The organism is Mesorhizobium sp. M8A.F.Ca.ET.165.01.1.1 (assembly GCF_004792065.1).
Classification (GTDB): Bacteria; Pseudomonadota; Alphaproteobacteria; order Rhizobiales; family Rhizobiaceae; genus Mesorhizobium.
The window spans coordinates 43,954-63,631 of record NZ_SRTH01000006.1 but is presented as its reverse complement, the minus strand read 5'-3'; the positions used below and the strand labels follow the sequence as shown (position 1 = coordinate 63,631).

General features: G+C 64.7%; 22 protein-coding genes. 11 read left to right on the top strand and 11 right to left on the bottom strand.

Going from position 1 to position 19,678, the window contains the following annotated elements; genetic code table 11:
- Positions 1–21: 21 nt before the first annotated feature.
- Positions 22–561 carry a protease inhibitor Inh/omp19 family protein gene (locus tag EN808_RS18155; RefSeq protein WP_127872818.1) on the bottom strand — a complete coding sequence of 180 codons (540 nt, stop codon included), beginning with the start codon at positions 559–561 and terminating at the stop codon, positions 22–24.
- A gap of 138 nt (positions 562–699) precedes the next feature.
- Complete coding sequence (locus EN808_RS18150) at positions 700–1,140, bottom strand: hypothetical protein (protein WP_127872817.1); 441 nt, start codon at positions 1,138–1,140, stop codon at positions 700–702.
- Positions 1,141–1,353: 213 nt separating this feature from the next.
- Here EN808_RS18150 and EN808_RS18145 point away from each other — a divergent pair, with 213 nt between their 5' ends.
- From EN808_RS18145 to EN808_RS18110, 8 genes are all read left to right on the top strand, one after another.
- The gene (locus EN808_RS18145) at positions 1,354–2,373 is read left to right on the top strand and encodes an MBL fold metallo-hydrolase (RefSeq protein ID WP_127872816.1); all 1,020 of its coding nucleotides are present in this window, start codon (positions 1,354–1,356) and stop codon (positions 2,371–2,373) included.
- Between the two features lie 90 nt (positions 2,374–2,463).
- Entirely contained in the window at positions 2,464–2,625 is a 162-nt protein-coding gene (locus EN808_RS18140) for a DUF1328 family protein (RefSeq protein ID WP_127281226.1), read from the top strand.
- Between the two features lie 91 nt (positions 2,626–2,716).
- Positions 2,717–3,601: a diaminopimelate epimerase gene (dapF, locus tag EN808_RS18135; protein WP_135863427.1), complete on the top strand. Its 885-nt coding sequence runs from the start codon at positions 2,717–2,719 to the stop codon at positions 3,599–3,601.
- Entirely contained in the window at positions 3,601–4,926 is a 1,326-nt protein-coding gene (gene mtaB / locus EN808_RS18130) for a tRNA (N(6)-L-threonylcarbamoyladenosine(37)-C(2))-methylthiotransferase MtaB (RefSeq protein WP_127872814.1), read from the top strand. The genes dapF and mtaB overlap by 1 nt, the downstream gene beginning before the upstream one ends.
- Before the next feature lie 13 nt (positions 4,927–4,939).
- A complete protein-coding gene (gene ftsY, locus EN808_RS18125) occupies positions 4,940–6,859 on the top strand; it encodes a signal recognition particle-docking protein FtsY (RefSeq protein ID WP_127872813.1) in 1,920 nt (639 codons plus the stop codon).
- 57 nt (positions 6,860–6,916) lie between these two features.
- Positions 6,917–7,591, top strand: coding sequence for a septation protein A (locus EN808_RS18120; protein ID WP_127872812.1), 675 nt, complete (start codon positions 6,917–6,919; stop codon positions 7,589–7,591).
- Positions 7,592–7,614: 23 nt separating this feature from the next.
- Positions 7,615–8,235, top strand: a complete 621-nt coding sequence (locus EN808_RS18115) for a pyridoxamine 5'-phosphate oxidase family protein (protein WP_127872811.1) — start codon at positions 7,615–7,617, stop codon at positions 8,233–8,235.
- A gap of 36 nt (positions 8,236–8,271) precedes the next feature.
- Positions 8,272–8,796, top strand: coding sequence for an NADPH-dependent FMN reductase (locus tag EN808_RS18110; protein ID WP_127872810.1), 525 nt, complete (start codon positions 8,272–8,274; stop codon positions 8,794–8,796).
- A gap of 288 nt (positions 8,797–9,084) precedes the next feature.
- Here EN808_RS18110 and EN808_RS18105 read toward each other — a convergent pair whose 3' ends face one another.
- Both EN808_RS18105 and EN808_RS18100 read right to left on the bottom strand, forming a co-directional pair.
- Positions 9,085–9,291 carry a 4-oxalocrotonate tautomerase family protein gene (locus EN808_RS18105; protein WP_127280266.1) on the bottom strand — a complete coding sequence of 69 codons (207 nt, stop codon included), beginning with the start codon at positions 9,289–9,291 and terminating at the stop codon, positions 9,085–9,087.
- A 162-nt stretch (positions 9,292–9,453) separates the two neighbouring features.
- Positions 9,454–10,374 (bottom strand): SMP-30/gluconolactonase/LRE family protein, encoded by a 921-nt coding sequence (locus EN808_RS18100; RefSeq protein WP_127872809.1) that lies wholly within the window; start codon positions 10,372–10,374, stop codon positions 9,454–9,456.
- Positions 10,375–10,624: 250 nt separating this feature from the next.
- On the opposite strand from EN808_RS18100, the gene EN808_RS18095 reads away from it, so the two are divergent.
- The gene (locus EN808_RS18095) at positions 10,625–10,792 is read left to right on the top strand and encodes a hypothetical protein (RefSeq protein ID WP_127280268.1); all 168 of its coding nucleotides are present in this window, start codon (positions 10,625–10,627) and stop codon (positions 10,790–10,792) included.
- Positions 10,793–11,035: 243 nt separating this feature from the next.
- On the opposite strand, the gene EN808_RS18090 is transcribed toward EN808_RS18095, so the two are convergent.
- The 4 genes from EN808_RS18090 to ccmA all read right to left on the bottom strand — a co-directional run bounded on the left by EN808_RS18090 (position 11,036) and on the right by ccmA (position 13,399).
- Complete coding sequence (locus EN808_RS18090; protein WP_127872808.1) at positions 11,036–11,611, bottom strand: DsbE family thiol:disulfide interchange protein; 576 nt, start codon at positions 11,609–11,611, stop codon at positions 11,036–11,038.
- Positions 11,608–11,781, bottom strand: coding sequence for a heme exporter protein CcmD (gene ccmD, locus EN808_RS18085; RefSeq protein ID WP_127280270.1), 174 nt, complete (start codon positions 11,779–11,781; stop codon positions 11,608–11,610). Before ccmD ends, EN808_RS18090 begins: the two co-directional genes overlap by 4 nt.
- Before the next feature lie 132 nt (positions 11,782–11,913).
- Entirely contained in the window at positions 11,914–12,579 is a 666-nt protein-coding gene (ccmB, locus tag EN808_RS18080) for a heme exporter protein CcmB (RefSeq protein ID WP_127872807.1), read from the bottom strand.
- A 211-nt stretch (positions 12,580–12,790) separates the two neighbouring features.
- Positions 12,791–13,399: a heme ABC exporter ATP-binding protein CcmA gene (gene ccmA, locus EN808_RS18075; protein ID WP_135916564.1), complete on the bottom strand. Its 609-nt coding sequence runs from the start codon at positions 13,397–13,399 to the stop codon at positions 12,791–12,793.
- 281 nt (positions 13,400–13,680) lie between these two features.
- Between ccmA and acnA the strand changes: the two genes are divergently transcribed.
- Complete coding sequence (gene acnA / locus EN808_RS18070; protein WP_135863433.1) at positions 13,681–16,371, top strand: aconitate hydratase AcnA; 2,691 nt, start codon at positions 13,681–13,683, stop codon at positions 16,369–16,371.
- Positions 16,372–16,719: 348 nt separating this feature from the next.
- Positions 16,720–17,535 carry a thioredoxin family protein gene (locus EN808_RS18065; RefSeq protein WP_127279203.1) on the top strand — a complete coding sequence of 272 codons (816 nt, stop codon included), beginning with the start codon at positions 16,720–16,722 and terminating at the stop codon, positions 17,533–17,535.
- A gap of 46 nt (positions 17,536–17,581) precedes the next feature.
- On the opposite strand, the gene EN808_RS18060 is transcribed toward EN808_RS18065, so the two are convergent.
- The 3 genes from EN808_RS18060 to EN808_RS37015 are packed head-to-tail and all read right to left on the bottom strand — an operon-like array spanning position 17,582 to position 19,649.
- Positions 17,582–18,967, bottom strand: a complete 1,386-nt coding sequence (locus EN808_RS18060; RefSeq protein WP_135916563.1) for an FAD-binding oxidoreductase — start codon at positions 18,965–18,967, stop codon at positions 17,582–17,584.
- A gap of 21 nt (positions 18,968–18,988) precedes the next feature.
- Entirely contained in the window at positions 18,989–19,246 is a 258-nt protein-coding gene (locus EN808_RS18055; protein WP_245511786.1) for a TOBE domain-containing protein, read from the bottom strand.
- A gap of 19 nt (positions 19,247–19,265) precedes the next feature.
- On the bottom strand, positions 19,266–19,649 hold the full coding sequence (locus EN808_RS37015; protein WP_245525100.1) for a cupin domain-containing protein: 384 nt from the start codon (positions 19,647–19,649) through the stop codon (positions 19,266–19,268).
- Between the last annotated feature and the right edge of the window lie 29 nt (positions 19,650–19,678).

Here is a 19,678-nt window from a genome sequence, read left to right as displayed (position 1 = left end):
CTGAATACCGGCATACCCAGCCTATCTTGTAAGCGAAATCGGTTGCCCGTTGGAAGTCTGGCCGTCGAATTTCGAGCCGCCCGACGAATAGAGACGTGCCAGCGAACCGCCATTCTCGTCATAAAGCGTCAGCTGCTTGCCGGCGACGTTCCACGATTTGATGCCGTCGATCGGCGCCGGGCAGTGCAGCGGACCGGCGCGGAAGCCGGCGCCGAACTTGGTCTGTGGCGTCGCCACCTTGCAGCTCTGGCCGGAAACGCTGACGTTCCAGACACCGGCGACGCTTGCCGCGTTGAGATCCGCGGCACCCGCAGGCGCCGCGCCATCCGGCGGCAGCGAGGCAACCTGCGTGTTTGCCGGCGCGGTCGGGAATTGAGACGGGTCGGTGGTGCCGGGGGACGCCGGCGGCGGCAGCTGATTCGAGCTCACCTGGCCGGCAGGCGCCGGCTGCAGCGGGGCGGGCTGCTGGTCGTCCATCGACGAGAAGCGTGAGGTTGAGCAGCCGCTCGCAACGAGCGCCGCCAGGGATACGGCCACCAGGCCGCCTTTCGCAAAATTCATTACAACCTCCGTCGGAATCGGCTGGGGGTGCCGTCCGCGCAATCTCACCTCCACCAAGATGGAGAAGGTGGCGAAATTTCAACCCGATATGGTTAAAATAGGGTTTGCGGCAAGATTGTTGCAAATTTATCGCAATCATCACGCCAGGGCGGCACTTGGGACGAACACATATCCGTCCGGCCCCACGATATAGCACTCGCGCAGACCATGCGGCTTGTCGACGGCGCCGGCCAGCACGATGTGGCCATGATCCAGCGCCGCCGCCTCGATCGCGTCGGGATCGGCGCCATAGAGGCGCAATTCGATGCCAGCACCGCGTGTCTCGGCGCCCGTGATGGAGCCCGTCATCGGGTTGTCGAGATAGGAATGGTCGGCATGCAGCATGAATACCGACCCCAGAAGCTCGATCGCCGCGAAATCCTCGTCGGCATAGATGACCCGGGCGCCAAGCACGTCGCGGCAGAAGGCTTCCATCGCCGGCATGTCGGTCACCAGCAAATTGACGCCGACGCCGCGCGGCAGCGAGCGGCCAAAATCCTCGGCCTTCATCCAGAGCGTCTTCGTCCGCTTCATCGCCATGGCGTCCTCCTCCTGATCCGCGATCCTAGCCGAGGCCGCTTCGTCCCCCTTGGCCTTCGGCCGGCAAACGCTTGCGCCAGCCGCGGCAAGGCTTATGTCTAGAATAGTCCCAGGAAAAGTGTGCAGCGGTTTTCCCGGGAAAACGCGTAGCGCTTCCCCCCAGGGAATTGCGTGAAAACAAAGAGTTCACCGAAACCCGCCGGAGCGCAGACCTTGGCCGCGAGACACAAAGCCGCCAACCGCTACTACAGCGGCCCGCCCAGCGATCATTTCGACGGCACCCTGTTCTTCAACCCCGACGGCCGGATGCCTGGCCCCTTCACGGACCTGCTGAAATGGCAGTTCAGCGGCCAGCGTTCGAAATGGCCGCCTGCGAGTCCGAGCCCCTTCGCACAGGCAAGGCCGGCCGCGATGGTCGAAGGTACCGAACTGACCGTGACCATGGTTGGCCATTCCACCTTGCTGATCCAGACCGCCGGGCTCAACATCCTCACCGATCCGGTGTGGTCGGCGCGCACCTCGCCGTTCTCCTTTGCCGGACCCCGGCGCGTCAATCCGCCGGGCATCGCTTTTGACGATCTGCCGGCGATCGACGTCGTGCTGGTCAGCCACAACCACTATGACCATCTCGACCTTGCCACGCTGAGGAAGCTGAAGGAGACGCACGATCCGCTGGTAGTGACGCCGCTCGGCAACGATGCCATCATCGCCGCCGCGGTGCCCGGCATGCGGCTTTCCGCGCATGACTGGGGCGACAGGGTCGACGTCTCCGACGGCACCGCCATCCACATCGAGCCCGCGCATCATTGGTCGGCGCGGGGTGCCCGCGACCGGCGCATGGCGCTGTGGGCCGGCTTCGTCATCGAAACAGCGGGCGGGAAGACCTACTTCGCCGGCGATACCGGCTTCCACGACGGCATCAACTACCGGCTGATGGCGGAAAAACATGGCGGCTTCCGCTTCGCCATCCTGCCGATCGGCGCCTACGAGCCACGCTGGTTCATGGCCCCGCAGCACCAGAATCCCGAGGAAGCGGTGCAAGGCATGAAGCTGTGCAACGCAAGCTTTGCCGCCGGCTGCCACTGGGGCACCTTCCAGCTCACCGACGAGCCGATCGACGAACCGGTCCGAAAACTGGCCGAGGCGCTCGGGGCTGAGGGTGTACCGCAAGAGCATTTTCGCGCCTTGCGGGCCGGCGAAGTCTGGGACGTGCCGGAAACGACGGCGGCCTGAACCGACCAGGCTTCGAAACGAGCGGGAACCCAAGCACGACAGCCGCGTTTTTCCTGCGGTTTCAAATCTGTCGGCTTACGAGGCATTCCCATGCTCAAATGGATCATCATTCTTCTCATCGTCGCCGCCGCGGCGAGCCTGCTCGGCATGCCGGCGCTGGCCGGCGCCGCCGCCACCGGCGCGCGCATTCTCATCGGCGTCGTGCTCGTGATCTTCCTGTTGATCTTGCTGGGGGTCTTCGCGGTGACGTAAGTCCGGCGCCGTCGCGTGAAAGCGGCTGCGCACTGGTAATTCCTGCCCGTTTCCGCCATATAGCGCCGAACGGACATGGAATTTCGGAGCAATGGCAGGCACGGCCCCTTTCGCCAAGATGAACGGCATCGGCAACGAGATCATCGTTGCCGACATGCGTGGCCGTGCGGATCGGGTGACGGCCGCGGCCGCCATCGCGCTCAATGGCGACGTCGCGACGCGGTTCGACCAGATCATGGCGATCCACGACGCCAGGACGCCAGGCACCGCCTATTTCGTCGACATCCTGAATTCCGATGGCTCCGCAGCGCAGGCCTGCGGCAACGGCATGCGCTGCGTCGTCCAGGCCCTGGCCGCCGAGACCGGCGTGAAGACCTTCACCTTCGAGACCGTGGCCGGCATCCTCAATGCCCGCGAACACGCCGACGGCTCGATCTCTGTCGACATGGGCACGCCGCGCTTCGGCTGGCGCGACATTCCGCTGGCCGAGGAGTTCCGCGACACCCGCATGATCGAGTTGCAGGTCGGCCCGATCGACGCGCCTGTGCTGCATTCGCCTTCCGCCGTTTCGATGGGCAACCCGCACGCCATCTTCTGGGTCGATGACGACGTCTGGACTTATGAACTCGACCGTTTCGGCCCGCTTCTGGAAAACCATCCGATCTTTCCCGAACGCGCCAACATAACCATCGCGCAGGTGACCTCGCCCGACAGCATGATCATCCGCACCTGGGAGCGCGGCGCCGGCCTGACCAAGGCCTGCGGCACCGCGTCCTGCGCGGCTGTCGTCGCAGCGGCCCGCACCCGGCGCACGGGCCGCAGCGTCAACCTGCTGACGCCTGGCGGCGGCACGCTGCATGTCGAATGGCGCGATGACGACCACGTCATCCTGACCGGGGCGGCCGAATGGGAATTTTCCGGCAGCTTCGATCCGTCGACCGGACAATGGGCCCGCGACACCGAAAGCGCGGCCTGATGTCCGCTCTTGCCAAAGGCGTCGACGTGGCGAAGCAGCCCGGCCGCATCGACGTGGTGACCTTCGGCTGCCGTCTCAATACCTATGAGTCCGAGGTGATGCGGCGCGAGGCCGAAAGCGCGGGCCTCGGCGCGCTCGACGGCGGCGCCGTCATCTTCAACACCTGTGCCGTCACCGGCGAAGCGGTGCGCCAGGCCAGGCAGGCGATCCGCAAGGCGCGCCGCGACAACCCGGCCGCGCGCATCATCGTCACCGGCTGCGCCGCGCAGACCGAGCCCGAAAAATTCGCCGCCATGGACGAGGTCAATCTCGTGCTTGGCAATGAGGAAAAGCTCAAGGCGAATTCCTATCGCGCGCTGCCCGATTTCGGCGTCAACGACACCGAGAAGGCGCGCGTCAACGACATCTTCTCGGTGCGCGAAACCGCCGGCCACATGGTCGACGCCATCGAGGGCCGGGCACGTGCCTTCGTGCAGGTGCAGAACGGCTGCGACCACCGCTGCACCTTCTGCATCATCCCCTATGGCCGCGGCAATTCGCGCTCGGTGCCGATGGGCGCCGTGGTCGAGCAGGTCAAGCGCTTGGCCGGCAACGGCTATGCCGAGATCGTGCTGACCGGCGTCGACATGACGTCTTTCGGCGCCGACCTGCCTGGTGTGCCGAAGCTCGGCAAGCTTGTGAAGACCATCCTGAGGCAGGTGCCCGACGTAAAGCGGCTCAGGCTGTCCTCGATCGACTCGATCGAGGCCGACGAGGACTTGCTCGACGCCATCGCCACCGAGCCGCGGCTGATGCCGCATCTGCATCTGTCGCTGCAGTCTGGCGACGACATGATCCTGAAGCGCATGAAGCGAAGGCATCTGCGCGACCAGTCGATCCGCTTTTGCGAGGATGTGCGCAAGCTGCGTCCCGGCATTGTTTTCGGCGCCGACATCATCGCCGGCTTCCCGACCGAGACCGAAGCCATGTTCGAGAATTCCGAAAAAATCGTCGAGGAATGCGGCCTGACCCATCTCCACGTCTTCCCGTTTTCACCGCGCGAAGGCACTCCCGCCGCGCGCATGCCGCAGGTTCGCCGCGAGCTGGTCAAGCAGCGCGCCGCCCGGCTGCGCGCAGCCGGCGAAGCGACCTACCAGCGCCATCTGTCTTCGCTCGCCGGCAGCCGCCAGTCGATCCTGATCGAGCGCGACGGCCTTGGCCGCACCGAAGGGTTCACGCTTGCCGCACTCGCCACCGGCGCGCCGGGAGAGATCGTCGAAGCTGAAATAACCGGCCACGATGGCGCGCGGCTGACAGCCGCTCCCCTTGCCGCCCGCGCCGCCTGAGAAACGCAAAAGCATGGCTGGTTTTTTCAAGAAGATATTTTCGTTCGGCAAGAAGGAGGTCGTCGAGGAGCGCATCGACGAGACCGCCCCCCTCCCGCCGATCAAATGGGATCAGCTCGACGCGCTGAAGCCGGCGGCCGAGCAGGCCGTGCCGGAGTTTTTGAAGCGGGAGGAGGCTGTGGCGGAAGCCGCGCCGGCGGCCGCGCCTGGACCGGAGCCCGAGGAGCCCAAGCCCGAACCTGTCCCCACCATTCCGCCCCCGCCGGAGCCTACCGTTCCGTCAGAACCGGAACGGCAGCCGGAGCCTGCGCCGGAAGAGAAACCGGCAGCCCCGCCCCAGACGCCTGAACCGCCGGCGCCCGAAGAAGTGCCGCAGCCGCCCGTCGTTCCGGAGCCCGCGCCCGAACGGCGGCCGCGGGAGATTCCGCCCGCGCCATCCGAGCCGGAGATCGTTCCATCGCGTCCGGAGAGGCAACCGGAACCCGCGCCTGTGGAAGTGCCGGCGCCCCCAGTCGAAGTGCCGGCCGACATGCCCGCACCGGTCGAAGTGCCGCCGGCGTCGCCGGTTGAAGCCCCTCAGTCGACGGCCGCCTCCGAGCAGCCGACTTCAGAGGCCGGCGCTGCCCCTCATCCGCCTGCCGGCACCTTTTCCCCGCATAGGGACGAGGAGAACGGAGCTGATCGCGATGCCGGCGCCCCTCTTGGCGACGTCAAGGAGAAAAGCTCAACGCTGACGCCTCCCTCTCTCCGTCCTTCACTGGGAGAGGGTGAGGGGCAGCGCCAGCCTGCGGAAACCATCCCATCTCCGATCGAAACCGCTCCATCGGCGGAAATCGCGTCACCTATCCGCCAGCCGGCACCCGTCGAAACCCAGCCGGTCATTGCCGAGATCGCGCCCGAGCCTCAATCGATCCCACAACCCGCCCCGGAGCCCAAACCCGCTCCCGGCAAGGTGACGGTGGCCAGGAAGGTCGAGCAGAAGGCCGAAGTGCAGAAGGCGCCCGAGCCGGCGCCGAGGCGGTCCTGGTTCCAGCGCATGCGGGACGGACTTGCCCGGTCGTCGCGCGAGCTGACCGGCAACATTGCCGGCGTTTTCACCAAGCGCAAGCTGGACGAGGAGACGCTGCAGGACCTGGAGGACGTGCTGATCCGCGCCGATCTTGGCGTGGAGACGGCGCTGCGCGTCACCGATTCACTGGCCTCGAGCCGTTACGGCAAGGATGTTTCCGATACCGAGGTGCGCGCCGTCATGGCGGCCGAGGTGGAGAAGGTGCTCGCCCCGGTCGCAAAGCCGCTCGAGCTCGATCTCTCGCACAAGCCGCATGTCATCCTGGTGGTCGGCGTCAATGGCACCGGCAAGACCACGACCATCGGCAAGCTCGCCGCCAAGCTGACCGATGGCGGCCTGTCGGTGATGCTGGCCGCCGGCGACACGTTCCGCGCCGCCGCCATCGAACAGCTGAAGATCTGGGGCGAACGCACGAAATCGCCCGTCATTGCCTCCAAGCTCGGCGCCGATGCCGCCGGCCTTGCCTACGACGCCTTCGAGAAGGCGAAGGAGGCGGGCTCCGACGTGCTGATCATCGACACTGCCGGCCGGCTGCAGAACAAGACCGAACTGATGGCCGAGCTGGAAAAGATCGTTCGCGTGCTTGGTAAGCTCGATCCCGAAGCGCCGCACACCGTGCTGCAGACAGTCGACGCCACCACCGGCCAGAACGCGCTCAACCAGGTCGAAATCTTCCGCAATGTCGCCGGCGTCAACGGCCTGGTGATGACCAAGCTGGACGGCACGGCGCGCGGCGGTATTCTGGTGGCGATCGCGGCAAAGCACAAATTGCCGGTCTATTTCATCGGCGTCGGCGAGCAAGTCGACGACCTCGAACCGTTTTCCGCAAGCGAATTCGCCAGGGCGATCGCTGGAGTGGCTTGAACAGGCACGATGCCGGAAGTGAGGCTTCCGGATTGGATCGTGCGTAAGAAGGAAACCATGAACCCACCCATTCTCGAACGCGATCCGTCCGACCCGCAGAAAGAGAAGAAGGAAGGCATCAACCCCCTGCTCAAGCTGGCGCTGGAGCTGGGGCCGCTGCTCGTCTTTTTCTTCGCCAATGCGCGCGGCGAGTGGCTGACGCAGAAATTTCCGGTGCTGGCCGAATTCGGCGGTCCGATCTTCGTCGCCACCGGCCTGTTCATGGCCGCGACCGCGATCGCGTTGATCGCCTCATGGCTGCTGACCCGCACCCTGCCGATCATGCCGATGGTGTCTGGCGTCGTCGTTTTCATTTTCGGCGCGCTGACGCTCTATCTGCAGGACGACATCTTCATCAAGATGAAGCCGACCATCGTCAACACGCTGTTCGGCGGGGTGCTGCTCGGCGGCCTGTATTTCGGCCGCTCGCTGCTCGGCTATGTCTTCGAGTCCGCCTTCAAACTCGATGCCGAAGGCTGGCGCAAGCTCACCTTCCGCTGGGGCCTGTTCTTCCTGTTCCTGGCCATCGTCAACGAAGTGGTCTGGCGCAATTTTTCCACCGACGCCTGGGTTACCTTCAAGGTCTGGGGCATCATGCCGATAACGCTTCTGTTCACCTTCAGCCAGATGCCGCTCATCCTGCGCCATTCGCTCGACGACAAAGCCGGCGGGGAAGAGAAAGCCGGCAAATAAGGCAGGGAATAAAGGGGAGAGCCATGGAATTCGTCACCACCCAGGAAGAGCTGCGGACGATCTACAAGACGCCGCGCCCGACCGATGGTTCGATCCGCAAGGAATTGAAGGCGCTCGACGGCCATTGCCGCTCCTTCATCGGCAAGAGCCCGTTCGTGCTGATCGGCTCGTCCGATGGCGAAGGCAATGCCGACGTTACCCCGAAAGGCGACAAGCCCGGCTTCACCGCCATTCTCGACGAGAATACGATCGCCATTCCCGACCGGCCCGGCAACAACCGGCTGGATACGCTGGAGAACATCCTGCGCAATCCCTCGGTCGGGCTGCTCTTCCTCATCCCGGGCATGAACGAGACGCTGCGCCTCAATGGCGAAGCCCGCATCACCGTGGATGCCACTTTGCGCGAGCGCCTCGCGGTCGACGGCAAGGAGCCGCAAAGCGTCATCGTGGTCGCCGTCAAGGCCGCCTACATGCATTGCGCCAAGGCCTTCATGCGCTCCGATCTGTGGAAGCCCGAGAGCTGGTACGACCGTGCCACGCTGCCGACGCTCGGCCAGATCCTGCGCGATCAACTGGCATTGGCCGATTCGGCCGAGGCGACCGACCGCTGGCTGGACGACGAGTACAAGCAGACGATGTGGTAGGGTTTTCGGCCCACGATTCGCCCGGACCTATCCATCTTGCTCCACCTTCTTGCCATCTCAGGCAGCCTGCGGGCGGCCTCCACCAATTCGGCCCTGGTCGCGGCACTGGCGCTGAACGCGCCCGAGGGCTGTCGTATCACCGTCTATGACGGACTTCGCGGCCTGCCGATCTTCAACCCCGACGACGAGGGCGAGCGAACACCGGGCGAAGCCTCCGACCTGATCGACGCCGTCACCCGCGCCGACGGCGTCATCGTCTCCTGCCCCGAATATGCGCATGGCGTGCCGGGCGGACTGAAGAACGCGCTCGACTGGCTGGTCTCGCGCGACGCCGCCGTCGACAAGCCGGCCATGCTGGCCCACGCCTCGCCGCGTTCGCTCTATGCCCGAGCCGCTTTGGCCGAGATCATGCGGACCATGTCGTTCGCGCTGCATGATGGTGGGTTGGAGATCGCCCTGCTCGGGAAGAAGCCAGCGGAGATGGAGGCCATTTTGGCTGAGCCGGAAAAGGTGCTGGCAATGCGCAATGCGCTGTCCGGTTTCGCAGATTTCATACGCTAGCCTTGATCCTTTAGCGGCCAACCATGCGACTTCGTCATTCTAGGGCGGAGCAAGGAGCGCAGCGACGCGGCGCAGACCCTAGAATCCATGCCGTGACATTTGCCAAAGAATGCAGCGGTTCAGAACAGGCACCCCGACGTGGCTAGTACACTGACCGTATCACAGACGGAAACTGCACCGCCGCGACGTTCGAAAGGCCCGGCATGGATCCTAGGGTCTCCGCGACGTCGCTTCGCGACTGCTTCGCCCTAGGATGACGAAGTGGAAAGGACTTCGCCTTCCTTCGATCTACCCCTTCCGCAAGGTCTCGACATCGGTCTTGCCGACATACCAGTCGCGGGCGTTGACTTCCTCAAAGACTACCCAGACGTCGTCATTGCCGAGTCCGGTGGCGTCCATGATGGCCGCCGTGACTTTCCTGGCGATGTCAGCCTTCTTGCCTGCCGGATCGGCGGCGATCACTTCCTTGACGATGCGGATGTTGACGAATGGCATGACGTCCTCCCATTGATTTGTGCCTGATACCATCGGCGGACTGCTTCGAACTCCGCTCCGGCGGAGCAAATAATGGCGGCTGCGGAAGCCGCGGCGAAGCGGGTGCCGCGGCTATCCGCAGAAGCGCCAACAAGGGCCGCCAGAGAAAAGTTGCGAGCAGCCTCAAAAAGTCTTGGCCCCATTCACCATCAGCCGCACCGAATAGAGCGAGGTGGTGCCGGCGATGTAGAGGCAGTTCAGCTTGGTGCCGCCGAACACGCAATTGGCGGTCACCTCCGGCACCTTGACCTTGCCGATCAGCGTGCCGTCCGGATCGTAGCAGTGGATGCCGTCGGCAGCGCTGGTCCAGATGCGTCCGTCGGCGTCGAGCCGGAACCCGTCGAACAGGCCTGATGTGCAGTCGGCGAAGACCTTGCCGCCGGAAACCTTCTTGCCGTGCTTGCCGACGTTGAACACCCGCATATGCGCCGGGTTCTCAGCGCCATGCGTGCGGCCGGTGTCGACGACATAGAGCAGGCTTTCGTCGAGCGAGAAGGCAAGCCCGTTCGGCCTGACCATGTCGGTGATCACGGCCTCGACCTCGCCCGTGTCGGGATCCACCCGGTAGACGTTGCAGGCGCCGATCTCGCTCTCGGCCTTGTCGCCCTCATAGTCGGTGTCGATGCCGTAGCTGGGGTCGGTGAACCAGACCGAGCCGTCGGATTTCACCACCGCGTCGTTGGGCGAGTTCAGCCGCTTGCCCTTCCATTTGGCGGCGATGGTGGTGACCGAGCCATCATGCTCGGTGCGGCTGACGCGGCGGCCCGAATGCTCGCAGGTGACGAGCCGGCCCTGCCGGTCGACGGTGTTGCCGTTGGAATTGCCCGAGGGCTGGCGGAACACGCTGACGCTGCCGTCGGTTTCGTCATAACGCAGCATGCGGTTGTTCGGAATGTCCGACCACACGACATAGCGGCCGGCGGCGAACCAGGCCGGCCCTTCGGCCCAGCGGCAGCCGGTGAACAGTTTCTCCACTTGCGCGCTGCCATTGAACAGGCGCGCGAAACGCGGATCGAGAATTTCGTAATAGTCTGCGGCCGCCATGCATTTCCTCCCGGCATCACGTGACGCCGGATCAAGCCAGCCCGCGATCGATCTGGCAAGACGGGGTATCAGCAATTTGTAAGACAAAACGGCGGGACGTTCCTTAGGACGCCATTAACCGGCTATGCGCGCAGTGCAATGGTGCATTGCAACATCTTCTTTTTGCAATGCACCATTACTATGTCATGCTCCGTATCGATCAAGGGAGGAAGAACCCGCCGCGAGAATGCGGCACAGAAGGAACCTTGCTATGATCTTGAATGACCTGATGACCCGCGCTCGCAGCAGCATCGCCAAGCGCAAGCACTACAACCGCCTCGTCGCCGAAATCGACAGCTTCTCCAGCCGCGACCTCGCCGACATGCGCGCCGACCGCTCGGAAATGCTCTACCAGATCCACAAGCAGATCTACGGCTGAGCCCCACCGCGTTTCGTCATCCTCGGGCTTGACCCGAGGATCCATGCCGCGACTTCAAACGAAGCATGCAGCGGCTCGGAATAGCGGTTCTATCAGCGGCGAAGAGTCCCTTATCCTGATCCGCCTTGCCTGTCACTAATATCACGGCATGGATCCCTTGGGCTGCAAAGCAGCTCCAGGGGTCTGCGCCGCGTCGCTTCGCTCCTTGCTTCGCCCTAGGATGACGAAGGCGAGTTGGAGTTGTCAGTTCGGTACGGCCAGCGCTTTTTCAATCTGTGGCAGCAAGAGATCCCTCGCCGACTCCGCCGTCAGCGGGCCGACATGCTTGTAGGCTATCTTGCCATCCTTGCCGATGACGAAGGTTTCCGGCACGCCATAGACGCCCCAGTCGATCGCCGTGCGGCCGGCTTCGTCGACGCCGATCGCCTGGAACGGATTGCCGAGGTCGCCGAGGAAGCGGCGGGCGTTTTCCGGCCGGTCCTTGTAATTCAGCGCCGCCATCGTGAACCGCTTGTCCTGCGCCAGCGCCAACAGAACCGGGTGCTCTTCCCGGCACGGCGCGCACCACGACGCAAAGACGTTGACCAGAGTGACCTTGCCGGCGAAGGCTTTCGAATCGAGCCCCGGCAGGTTTGACCCCTCCAGCGCCGGCAGACTGGTCTGCGGCGCCGGCAGGCCGATGAGCGCCGATGGCACTTCCGAGACATCGCGTCCCGACAGAAGCTGCGACAGGAACAGGCCGGCCAGGCCGAGGAAAACCAGCAGCGGCAAGAACACGAACAGGCGGCGACGCGTCGGCGTTTCGATTTCGCTGCTCACGGCTTTCCCGCCCCGGTCTTGTCGGAGCGCCGCCGCACCCCGGCCGCCTCGAGTTCGGCGAGTTCGCGCTTGCGTGCCCGCTGGTCAAGCAGGATCCAGCCGATCAGCCCGGCCAGCACGATCGCGGTGATGGCATAGGCGGCGGTGACGTAGAGTGCGTGCGGGCTCATGCCGGCCGCCTCCCTGGCATGCCGCTCGCCAACCCGGTCCGTTCGCTGCGCTCGCTCATGCCTTCCCTTAACCTCGCGCCACGGGCCGCGCAATCTGCCGCCGCGCCGCAGCCTCTGCCGCTCGCGGCCGCCTCAATCCGTGCCATGGCGCAGCGCCAGCGCCGCGGCCACGGGGCCCAGCACCGCAAGAAACAACGTCAGCGCGGCAAGAATGAGGAAAGGCTGCAGGAACGGATCGGGATTCGCCGTCGCCCCGTAGCTTGCCGAAACACCGAAGATCAACACCGGAATGGTCAGCGGCAGCACCAACACCGAGATCAACAGCCCGCCGCGCGGCAGCGCCACCGCCACCGCGGCGCCGACGGCGCCGATGAAGGTGATGGCCGGCGTGCCGACCAGAAGCGTCAGTGCCGTGGCGCCGATGGCGACCGGTTCCATGTTCATGAACAGGCCGAGCAGGGGCGCGGCGACCACCAGCGGCAAGACGCTTCCCGCCCAATGCGCGACGCATTTCACCAGCACCGTCAGCGCCAGCATGTGCCGGTCGTGGCCGAGCACCAGCAGATCGAGCGCGCCGTCCTCGCGGTCGGCCTGGAACAGCCGGTCGAGGCCGAGCAGGCAGGCAAGCAAGGCGCCGATCCACAGGATCGCAGGGCCGATGCGGGCCAAGAGCTTGAGGTCCGGCCCGACCCCGAAGGGGATGGTGGCGATGACGGCAAGGAAGAAGATGACGCCGGTCAGCGCGCCACCGCCGGCACGGATATTGAGGCGGATGTCGCGGGCTAAGAGGGACCACATTACGATGTGGTCCCCGGTTGAAGAAGGCGTTCCGTCACGCCCCCCTCTGTCCTGCCGGACATCTCCCCCACGAGGGGGGAGATCAGCCGTCGGTTCGGCTTTCGCCAATCACTAGCGTCGCCAAGATGAGCGAGGCGCCGAAGCCACCAATCTCCCCCCTCGTGGGGGAGATGGCCGGCAGGCCAGAGGGGCGCGCCGTAGAGCACGGAAATCAATGGCCTACCCTCATTTGCAGCTCGCGCGCCCCCTCCAATCCCAGCGGCAGATGCGTTGCCGCGACGACCATCCCTCCATCCCCCAAGTGCTCGCGCATCAACCCCGCGAACCTTCCCTCCGAAGCCTTGTCCAGGCCCGCCGTCGGCTCGTCCAGCAGCCACAGCGGCCTATGGCTGACCAAAAGCTTGGCGATCGCCGCGCGGCGCCTCTGCCCGGTCGAGAGATAGCCGAACGGCAAATGACCGATGCCGCCCAGCCCGACCGTTTCCAGCGCCTCCTCGACACCGAGCCGGCCTTCGCCCTGAAACTCCAGCCAGAAGCGCAAGTTCTCCGCCACGCTCAGCGCCGTCTTCATCGCGTTCTGATGGCCGAGATAATGGCAGGCCGAGGCAATCGACGGGAATTCGTCGCCGCCGCCTTCGAGCAGCAGGCGGCCCTCCGCTTTCGGCAGCAGCCCGGCGATCACCCTGAGCAGCGTCGATTTTCCCGAGCCGTTCGGCCCGGTCACCACCAGCGCCTGCCCCGCCTCCAGGGCAAACCCGATGCAGGAAAACACCGCCTCGCCGCCGCGCTCGCCGCCCAGATTTTCGGCGATCAGCCGCATCCCTTGCCTGTCCCTCGAACGAAGCGGCACGGCCGCTGCCGCATCGCACAAATTTGCTTTGCAACTGTCTAGAACTATTCCAGAAAATTCTCTATATGCGGGTCATCCGTGCCAGCGGTCGGCACGGGAACAGAATTAGCGCCGAACCAGCGCACGCGCCGCCTTGAACGGCTCGGGTTGCTTGGGAGCGGACAGCGGAAATGGCCGTACCCGCACCTTTGCGCGTGATTGCATGCCATCGGCGTCCGTTCCCTTTCAGGCTGAACAGACAAGGATCGCACGTGTCAAAATCCCTCGACAGTTTCAATTGCCGCCGCACGCTGAAAGCGGGCGACGCCGAGTATGTCTATTTCGACCTCGTCGAGGCCGAGAAGAACGGCCTCACCGGCATTGCCCAGCTGCCCTATTCGATGAAGGTGCTGCTGGAAAACCTGCTGCGCAACGAGGATGGCCGCTCCGTCACCAAGGAATCGATCCAGGCGGTGGCCGGCTGGCTGACCGACAAGGGCACCGCCGGCGTCGAGATCGCCTACCGCCCGGCCCGCGTCTTGATGCAGGATTTCACCGGCGTCCCGGCCGTGGTCGATCTCGCCGCCATGCGCGACGCCATGGCCTCGCTCGGCGGCGATCCGCAGAAGATCAACCCGCTGGTCCCGGTCGACCTCGTCATCGACCATTCCGTCATCGTCGACGAGTTCGGCACGCCGATGGCCTTCGCCCGCAATGTCGAACTCGAATATGAGCGCAACGAAGAGCGCTACAAATTCCTGAAATGGGGCCAGCAGGCGTTCCGCAACTTCCGCGTCGTGCCGCCCGGCACCGGCATCTGCCACCAGGTCAACCTCGAATATCTCGGCCAGGTCGTGTGGACCAGCACCGAGGACGGCGAAACCACAGCCTATCCCGACACCTGCGTCGGCACCGATTCGCACACCACCATGATCAACGGCCTTGGCGTGCTCGGCTGGGGCGTCGGCGGCATCGAGGCCGAGGCGGCCATGCTCGGCCAGCCGGTTTCCATGCTGTTGCCCGAAGTCATCGGCTTCCGCCTCACCGGCAAGCTCAAGGAGGGCGTCACCGCCACCGACCTCGTGCTCACCGTCACCCAGATGCTGCGCAAGAAGGGCGTCGTCGGCAAGTTCGTCGAGTTCTTCGGGCCCGGTCTGTCCAACATGACGCTGGCCGACCGCGCCACCATCGGCAACATGGCGCCCGAATACGGCGCCACCTGCGGTTTCTTCCCGGTCGATTCGGAAACCATCCGCTACCTCACAATGTCGGGCCGCAGCGAGGACCGCATCGCCTTGGTCGAGGCCTATTCCAAGGCGCAAGGCATGTGGCGCGAGGCCGGTTCCGCCGATCCGGTCTTCACCGACCTGCTCGAACTGGAACTCGACAGCGTCGTGCCGTCCATGGCCGGCCCCAAGCGCCCGGAAGGCCGTGTGGCGCTCGAAGGCATTCCGGCCGGCTTCGCCAAGGCGATGGACACCGAGTACAAGAAGGCGGCGGAAATCTCCAAGCGCTACGCCGTTGAAGGCACCGACCATGACCTCGGCCATGGCGACGTCGTCATCGCCGCCATCACGTCGTGCACCAACACCTCGAATCCGAGCGTGCTGATCGGCGCCGGCTTGCTTGCCCGCAACGCCAACCGCCTCGGTTTGAAGCAGAAGCCGTGGGTAAAAACCTCGCTGGCCCCCGGCAGTCAGGTGGTGGCCGAATATCTGGAAAAGTCGGGCCTGCAGAAGGAGCTCGACCAGATCGGCTTCAACCTGGTGGGCTTCGGCTGCACCACCTGTATCGGCAATTCCGGCCCGCTGCCGGCGCCGATCTCCAAGACCATCAACGACAAAGGCCTGATCGCTGCCGCCGTGCTCTCCGGCAACCGCAACTTCGAAGGTCGAGTCTCTCCCGACGTGCAGGCGAACTACCTCGCCTCGCCACCGCTGGTCGTGGCCCACGCGCTCGCCGGCACCGTCACCAAGGACCTGACATCAGAGCCGCTCGGCGACGACAAGAATGGCAATCCGGTTTATCTCAAGGATATCTGGCCAAGCTCGGCCGAGATCCAGGAGTTCATCGAGAAGAACGTCACCCGCGAGCTGTTCGCCCGCAAATATGCCGACGTCTTCAAGGGCGACGAGTACTGGCAGAACGTCAAGGCGCCGGAAGGCCAGACCTATGCCTGGGACAACAATTCGACCTATGTGCAGAACCCGCCCTACTTCGCCGGCATGACATCAGGTTTCGGCAAGATCGGCGACATCAAGGGCGCCCGCGTGCTCGGCCTGTTCGGCGACAAGATCACCACCGATCACATCTCGCCCGCCGGGTCGATCAAGGCCGCCTCGCCGGCCGGCAAATACCTCACCGACCATGGCGTCGGCGTCGCCGACTTCAACCAGTACGGCACGCGGCGCGGCAACCATGAGGTGATGATGCGCGGCACCTTCGCCAACATCCGCATCCGCAACCACATGCTGGGCGAGAATGGCCGCGAGGGCGGTTACACCATCCACTATCCCACGAAGGAAGAGGAATCGATCTACGACGCGGCGATGGAATACAAGAAGGAAGGCGTGCCGCTGGTCATCTTCGCCGGCGTCGAATACGGCAACGGCTCGTCGCGCGACTGGGCGGCCAAGGGCACGAACCTGCTTGGTGTCCGCGCCGTCATCGCCCAGTCCTTCGAGCGCATCCACCGCTCGAACCTGGTCGGCATGGGCGTCATCCCCTTCGTCTTCGAGGAAGGCACCTCCTGGGCCTCGCTCAACCTCAAGGGCGACGAGCTGGTCGAGATCGATGGCTTGAGCGCCATCAAGCCGCGCCAGACGATGACCGCCAAGATCACCTATGGCGACGGCACGGTGAAGAACGTGCCGATCATCTGCCGCATCGATACGCTGGATGAGCTCGACTACTTCAAGAACGGCGGCATCCTGCAATACGTGCTGCGCGATCTGGCAGCGTAGAAAGTAGGGGAGTAGGGAACTAGCTGGGGATGGGTAACCTACTCCCCTACTCCCCCGTCCTGCGGCGATGAAGGCAAGGTTCGTCAAAGCATTGACCGGCTCGGACCAAAGTTCACGGCCGGTTCGCTCGCAATAGAGATCGACGGGGGTGAGGAGAACCTGCCACATGGGGATGATGCCGCCGCCGAATCGAACCACGCCCTGAAATGCAGTGGCTTCCCCTATTGCGGCCTTACCCCACGGTTGCGGCGGTAAAATTTCACCGCAACGTGACTTCCCGTTGACTTCCCGTTCTGCCACATATTTCGGCAAAGCAGAACAAAGCCGGCATCACCGGCGGGAATTGGAATGGTCATGGCCTCGCGACGATCATTGTGGCTGGCAGCCTTCGCGCTGGCCTTCCCGGCTTTTGCCGGCGCTGGCCATGCCGGCGAGACCGAGAGGGCCCAGGCAGACAAGCCCCAGCTGGAGAAGCCGCTCGGCGTGGTTGAGCTTTTCACCAGCCAGGGCTGCAGTTCCTGTCCGCCGGCCGATGCCTTCTTCGCCGAACTTGCTGTCCAGGAAGACCTCGTCGCGCTCTCCTATCACGTCGACTATTGGGACTATCTCGGCTGGCGGGACACGCTGAGCCACAAAGAGAATACCGAGCGCCAGAACGACTATATGCGCGCCTTCGGCAGCCGCTCCGTGTACACGCCGCAAGCGGTCATCAATGGCCGTGTCCACGTCAACGGCGCCAACCGCGGCGAAGTCGACGGCGCGCTTGCCCGCATGGCCCGGGGCGGCGAAGGGATGCGCGTCGCCATCAAGGTCAGCCGGACCAGCGACCGCGTGATCATAGACGCCGGCGATGCCGGGGCGGGCCCCAGCGACGCCCATGTCGTCATCGTCTATTTCGAGCCTCCGCAGACGGTCAAGATCGCCGAGGGTGAGAACTCCGGCCGCAAGATGACCTACTGGAACGCGGTGACCGGGATCCAGACCGCCGGCATGTGGCACGGCAAGGCGCAGCGCTACGAATTGCCGCTGAGCGAGATCACCAAGAAGGGCGGTTGCGCCGTGCTTCTGCAGTCGGTCGGCAAGGATGGCCTGCCAGGTCCCATCCTGGGTGCGGCTTTCATCCACAAGCCCGGATCCGAGACCTCTCTCGATCGAAAACTGTAACGTCACGCGGTTCGGCGCGGTTCCAGACGGAAACCGCTGCACATCGTCAGTGCCCGGTCAGGCGATCGGCAAAGGCCGCAAGGCGTGAGGTCCGGCCCAGGCCGTTTGCTTCACGCCGGTCGGCGATGCGATAGAGCTGGTACATGGTGTGCACACCGAGCCAGCGCAGCGGTTCCGGCTCCCATTTCTTGACCGTACGGTTGACCCAGGGCAGCCGGGTCAACTCGGTGTCGTGGCCGAGCACCAGGTCGCACAAGGTGCGGCCCGACAGGTTGGAGCTCGACACACCGAGCCCGACATAGCCGCCGGCCCAGCCGATGCCGCTTTCCCTATCGAAACCCGAAGTCGTGCACCAGTCGCGCGGCACGCCGAGCGTGCCGCACCAGGCATGGTCGAGACGCGCGCCCTTGGTCTGCGGCAACAGCCTGGTCAGCACCTCCTGCAGCTGGTCTATGGTCGCCTGCTGGGTCCGGCCCCGCACATCGGTGCGTGAACCGAAGCGGTAGGGCACGCCGCGGCCACCCATGGCGATGCGGCCTTCGCGCGTGCGCTGCGCGTAGCAATAGGTGTGGGCGGCATCGCCCAGCACCTCGTAGCCGTTCCAGCCGATCGCGTCCCAGAGCTTCTGCGGCAGCTTCTCCGTCACCACGATGGCGCTGTTGAGCGGCAGCCAGAGACGCTCATAGCCGGGAATGCCCGCCGTGAAGCCTTCGGTGGCGCGGACGATCTTCTGCGCCCGCACGATGCCCCTGGCGGTGGTGACCTTGCCCTTCTCGATCGCCAGCACCTGTGTCTGCTCGTAGATCGGCACGCCGAGCCGCACGACCGCCGCCGCCAGACCCTGGACCAGCTTGGCCGGCTGCACGCGCGCGACGTTGCGCACGACGAAAGCACCCAGCACCTTGTCGATGGCGATGCGCTGGCGCGCCTCCCGCGCGTCGAGGAAGGCCAGCCGCTCCGGCGGCATCTCCCAGCTCAGCAGCTCCTCGTATTCGGCCCTGGCGCGCTGCAATTGCGCGGCGTTGGTGGCGACGGTGATGTTGTCGACACGGCGGATATCGGCGTCGATGCCCTCGGCTTCCGTCACCGCGATCACCTCGTCGACCGTGCCGAACATGGCCCGCTGCATGTCGATCACCGCGCCGCGCGACGAGGTTTTTGCGTATTTCTCGCGCGACCAGCTGAAGCCGCCCGACAGCCAGCCGCCATTGCGGCCCGAAGCGCCGAAGCCGGCGAACTCCTTCTCGACGATGGCGATGCGCAGCGCGGGCTGCGCCTTCTTCAGATAGTAGGCGGTCCACAGGCCGGTGTAGCCGGCGCCGACGATACAGACATCGGCCTCGATGTCGCCGGGCAGGGACGGGCGATAGGCCGGCACGCCGCCGATATCGGCATACCAGAACGACACGTCGCCATTGTGCTTGGCTTGCATTTTTTGAAATCCGTTCCGAAATCAGGTGAGCGTAAGGTCGGCCTTGTCGTCATCGGCGAGCAGCTTCACGTCGGCGCCGGCGAACAGCACATCGACCTCGTCGCCGATGGCAAAACTGTCTGCTTCCAGCGTCGAGCGCACGATCGCTTTCGACCCGTCGGCCAGATCGACCTCGTATTTGGAGCCCGAACCGAGGTAGATCGCTTCGCCGATGCGCCCCGTGAGCCGGTTGCGGCCGTCACCGGCAACGCCGCGACGGGCGAGCGCCAGTTTTTCCATTGCAGACTCGCTTTTGATTTCATTCACCCGGATGCGAGCGGTTTCCGGGCCTGTATTGATCGAGTTCGAACGCGCCGGCGGTCGGCGGGGCGATGATCCACAGCACCTCCGCCGGCGTGTCGCCGACATTGACCGTGCGATGCGGCACCGAGGTCGCGTATTCGACGCTGTCGCCTTCGTGCATGACGTGGCGCTCATCGGCGAGTGTCAGTTCAACGGTGCCCTTGAGCACCATGAACATTTCGTGCTCGCCGCTATGGGCATAGGTCTCGTCGCCGGTCGAGCCGCCCACCTCGAAATGGCCGGCATAGGCCTCGAATTGGTGGATCGGCCGCCGCGACAGGAGCATCTTGCGGCCGTACCTGCCGACCGGGACGACCGGCCGTTCCTCACGCCGCAGCACCTTGTGCAAGGGGCGGGCATTGTCCTCGA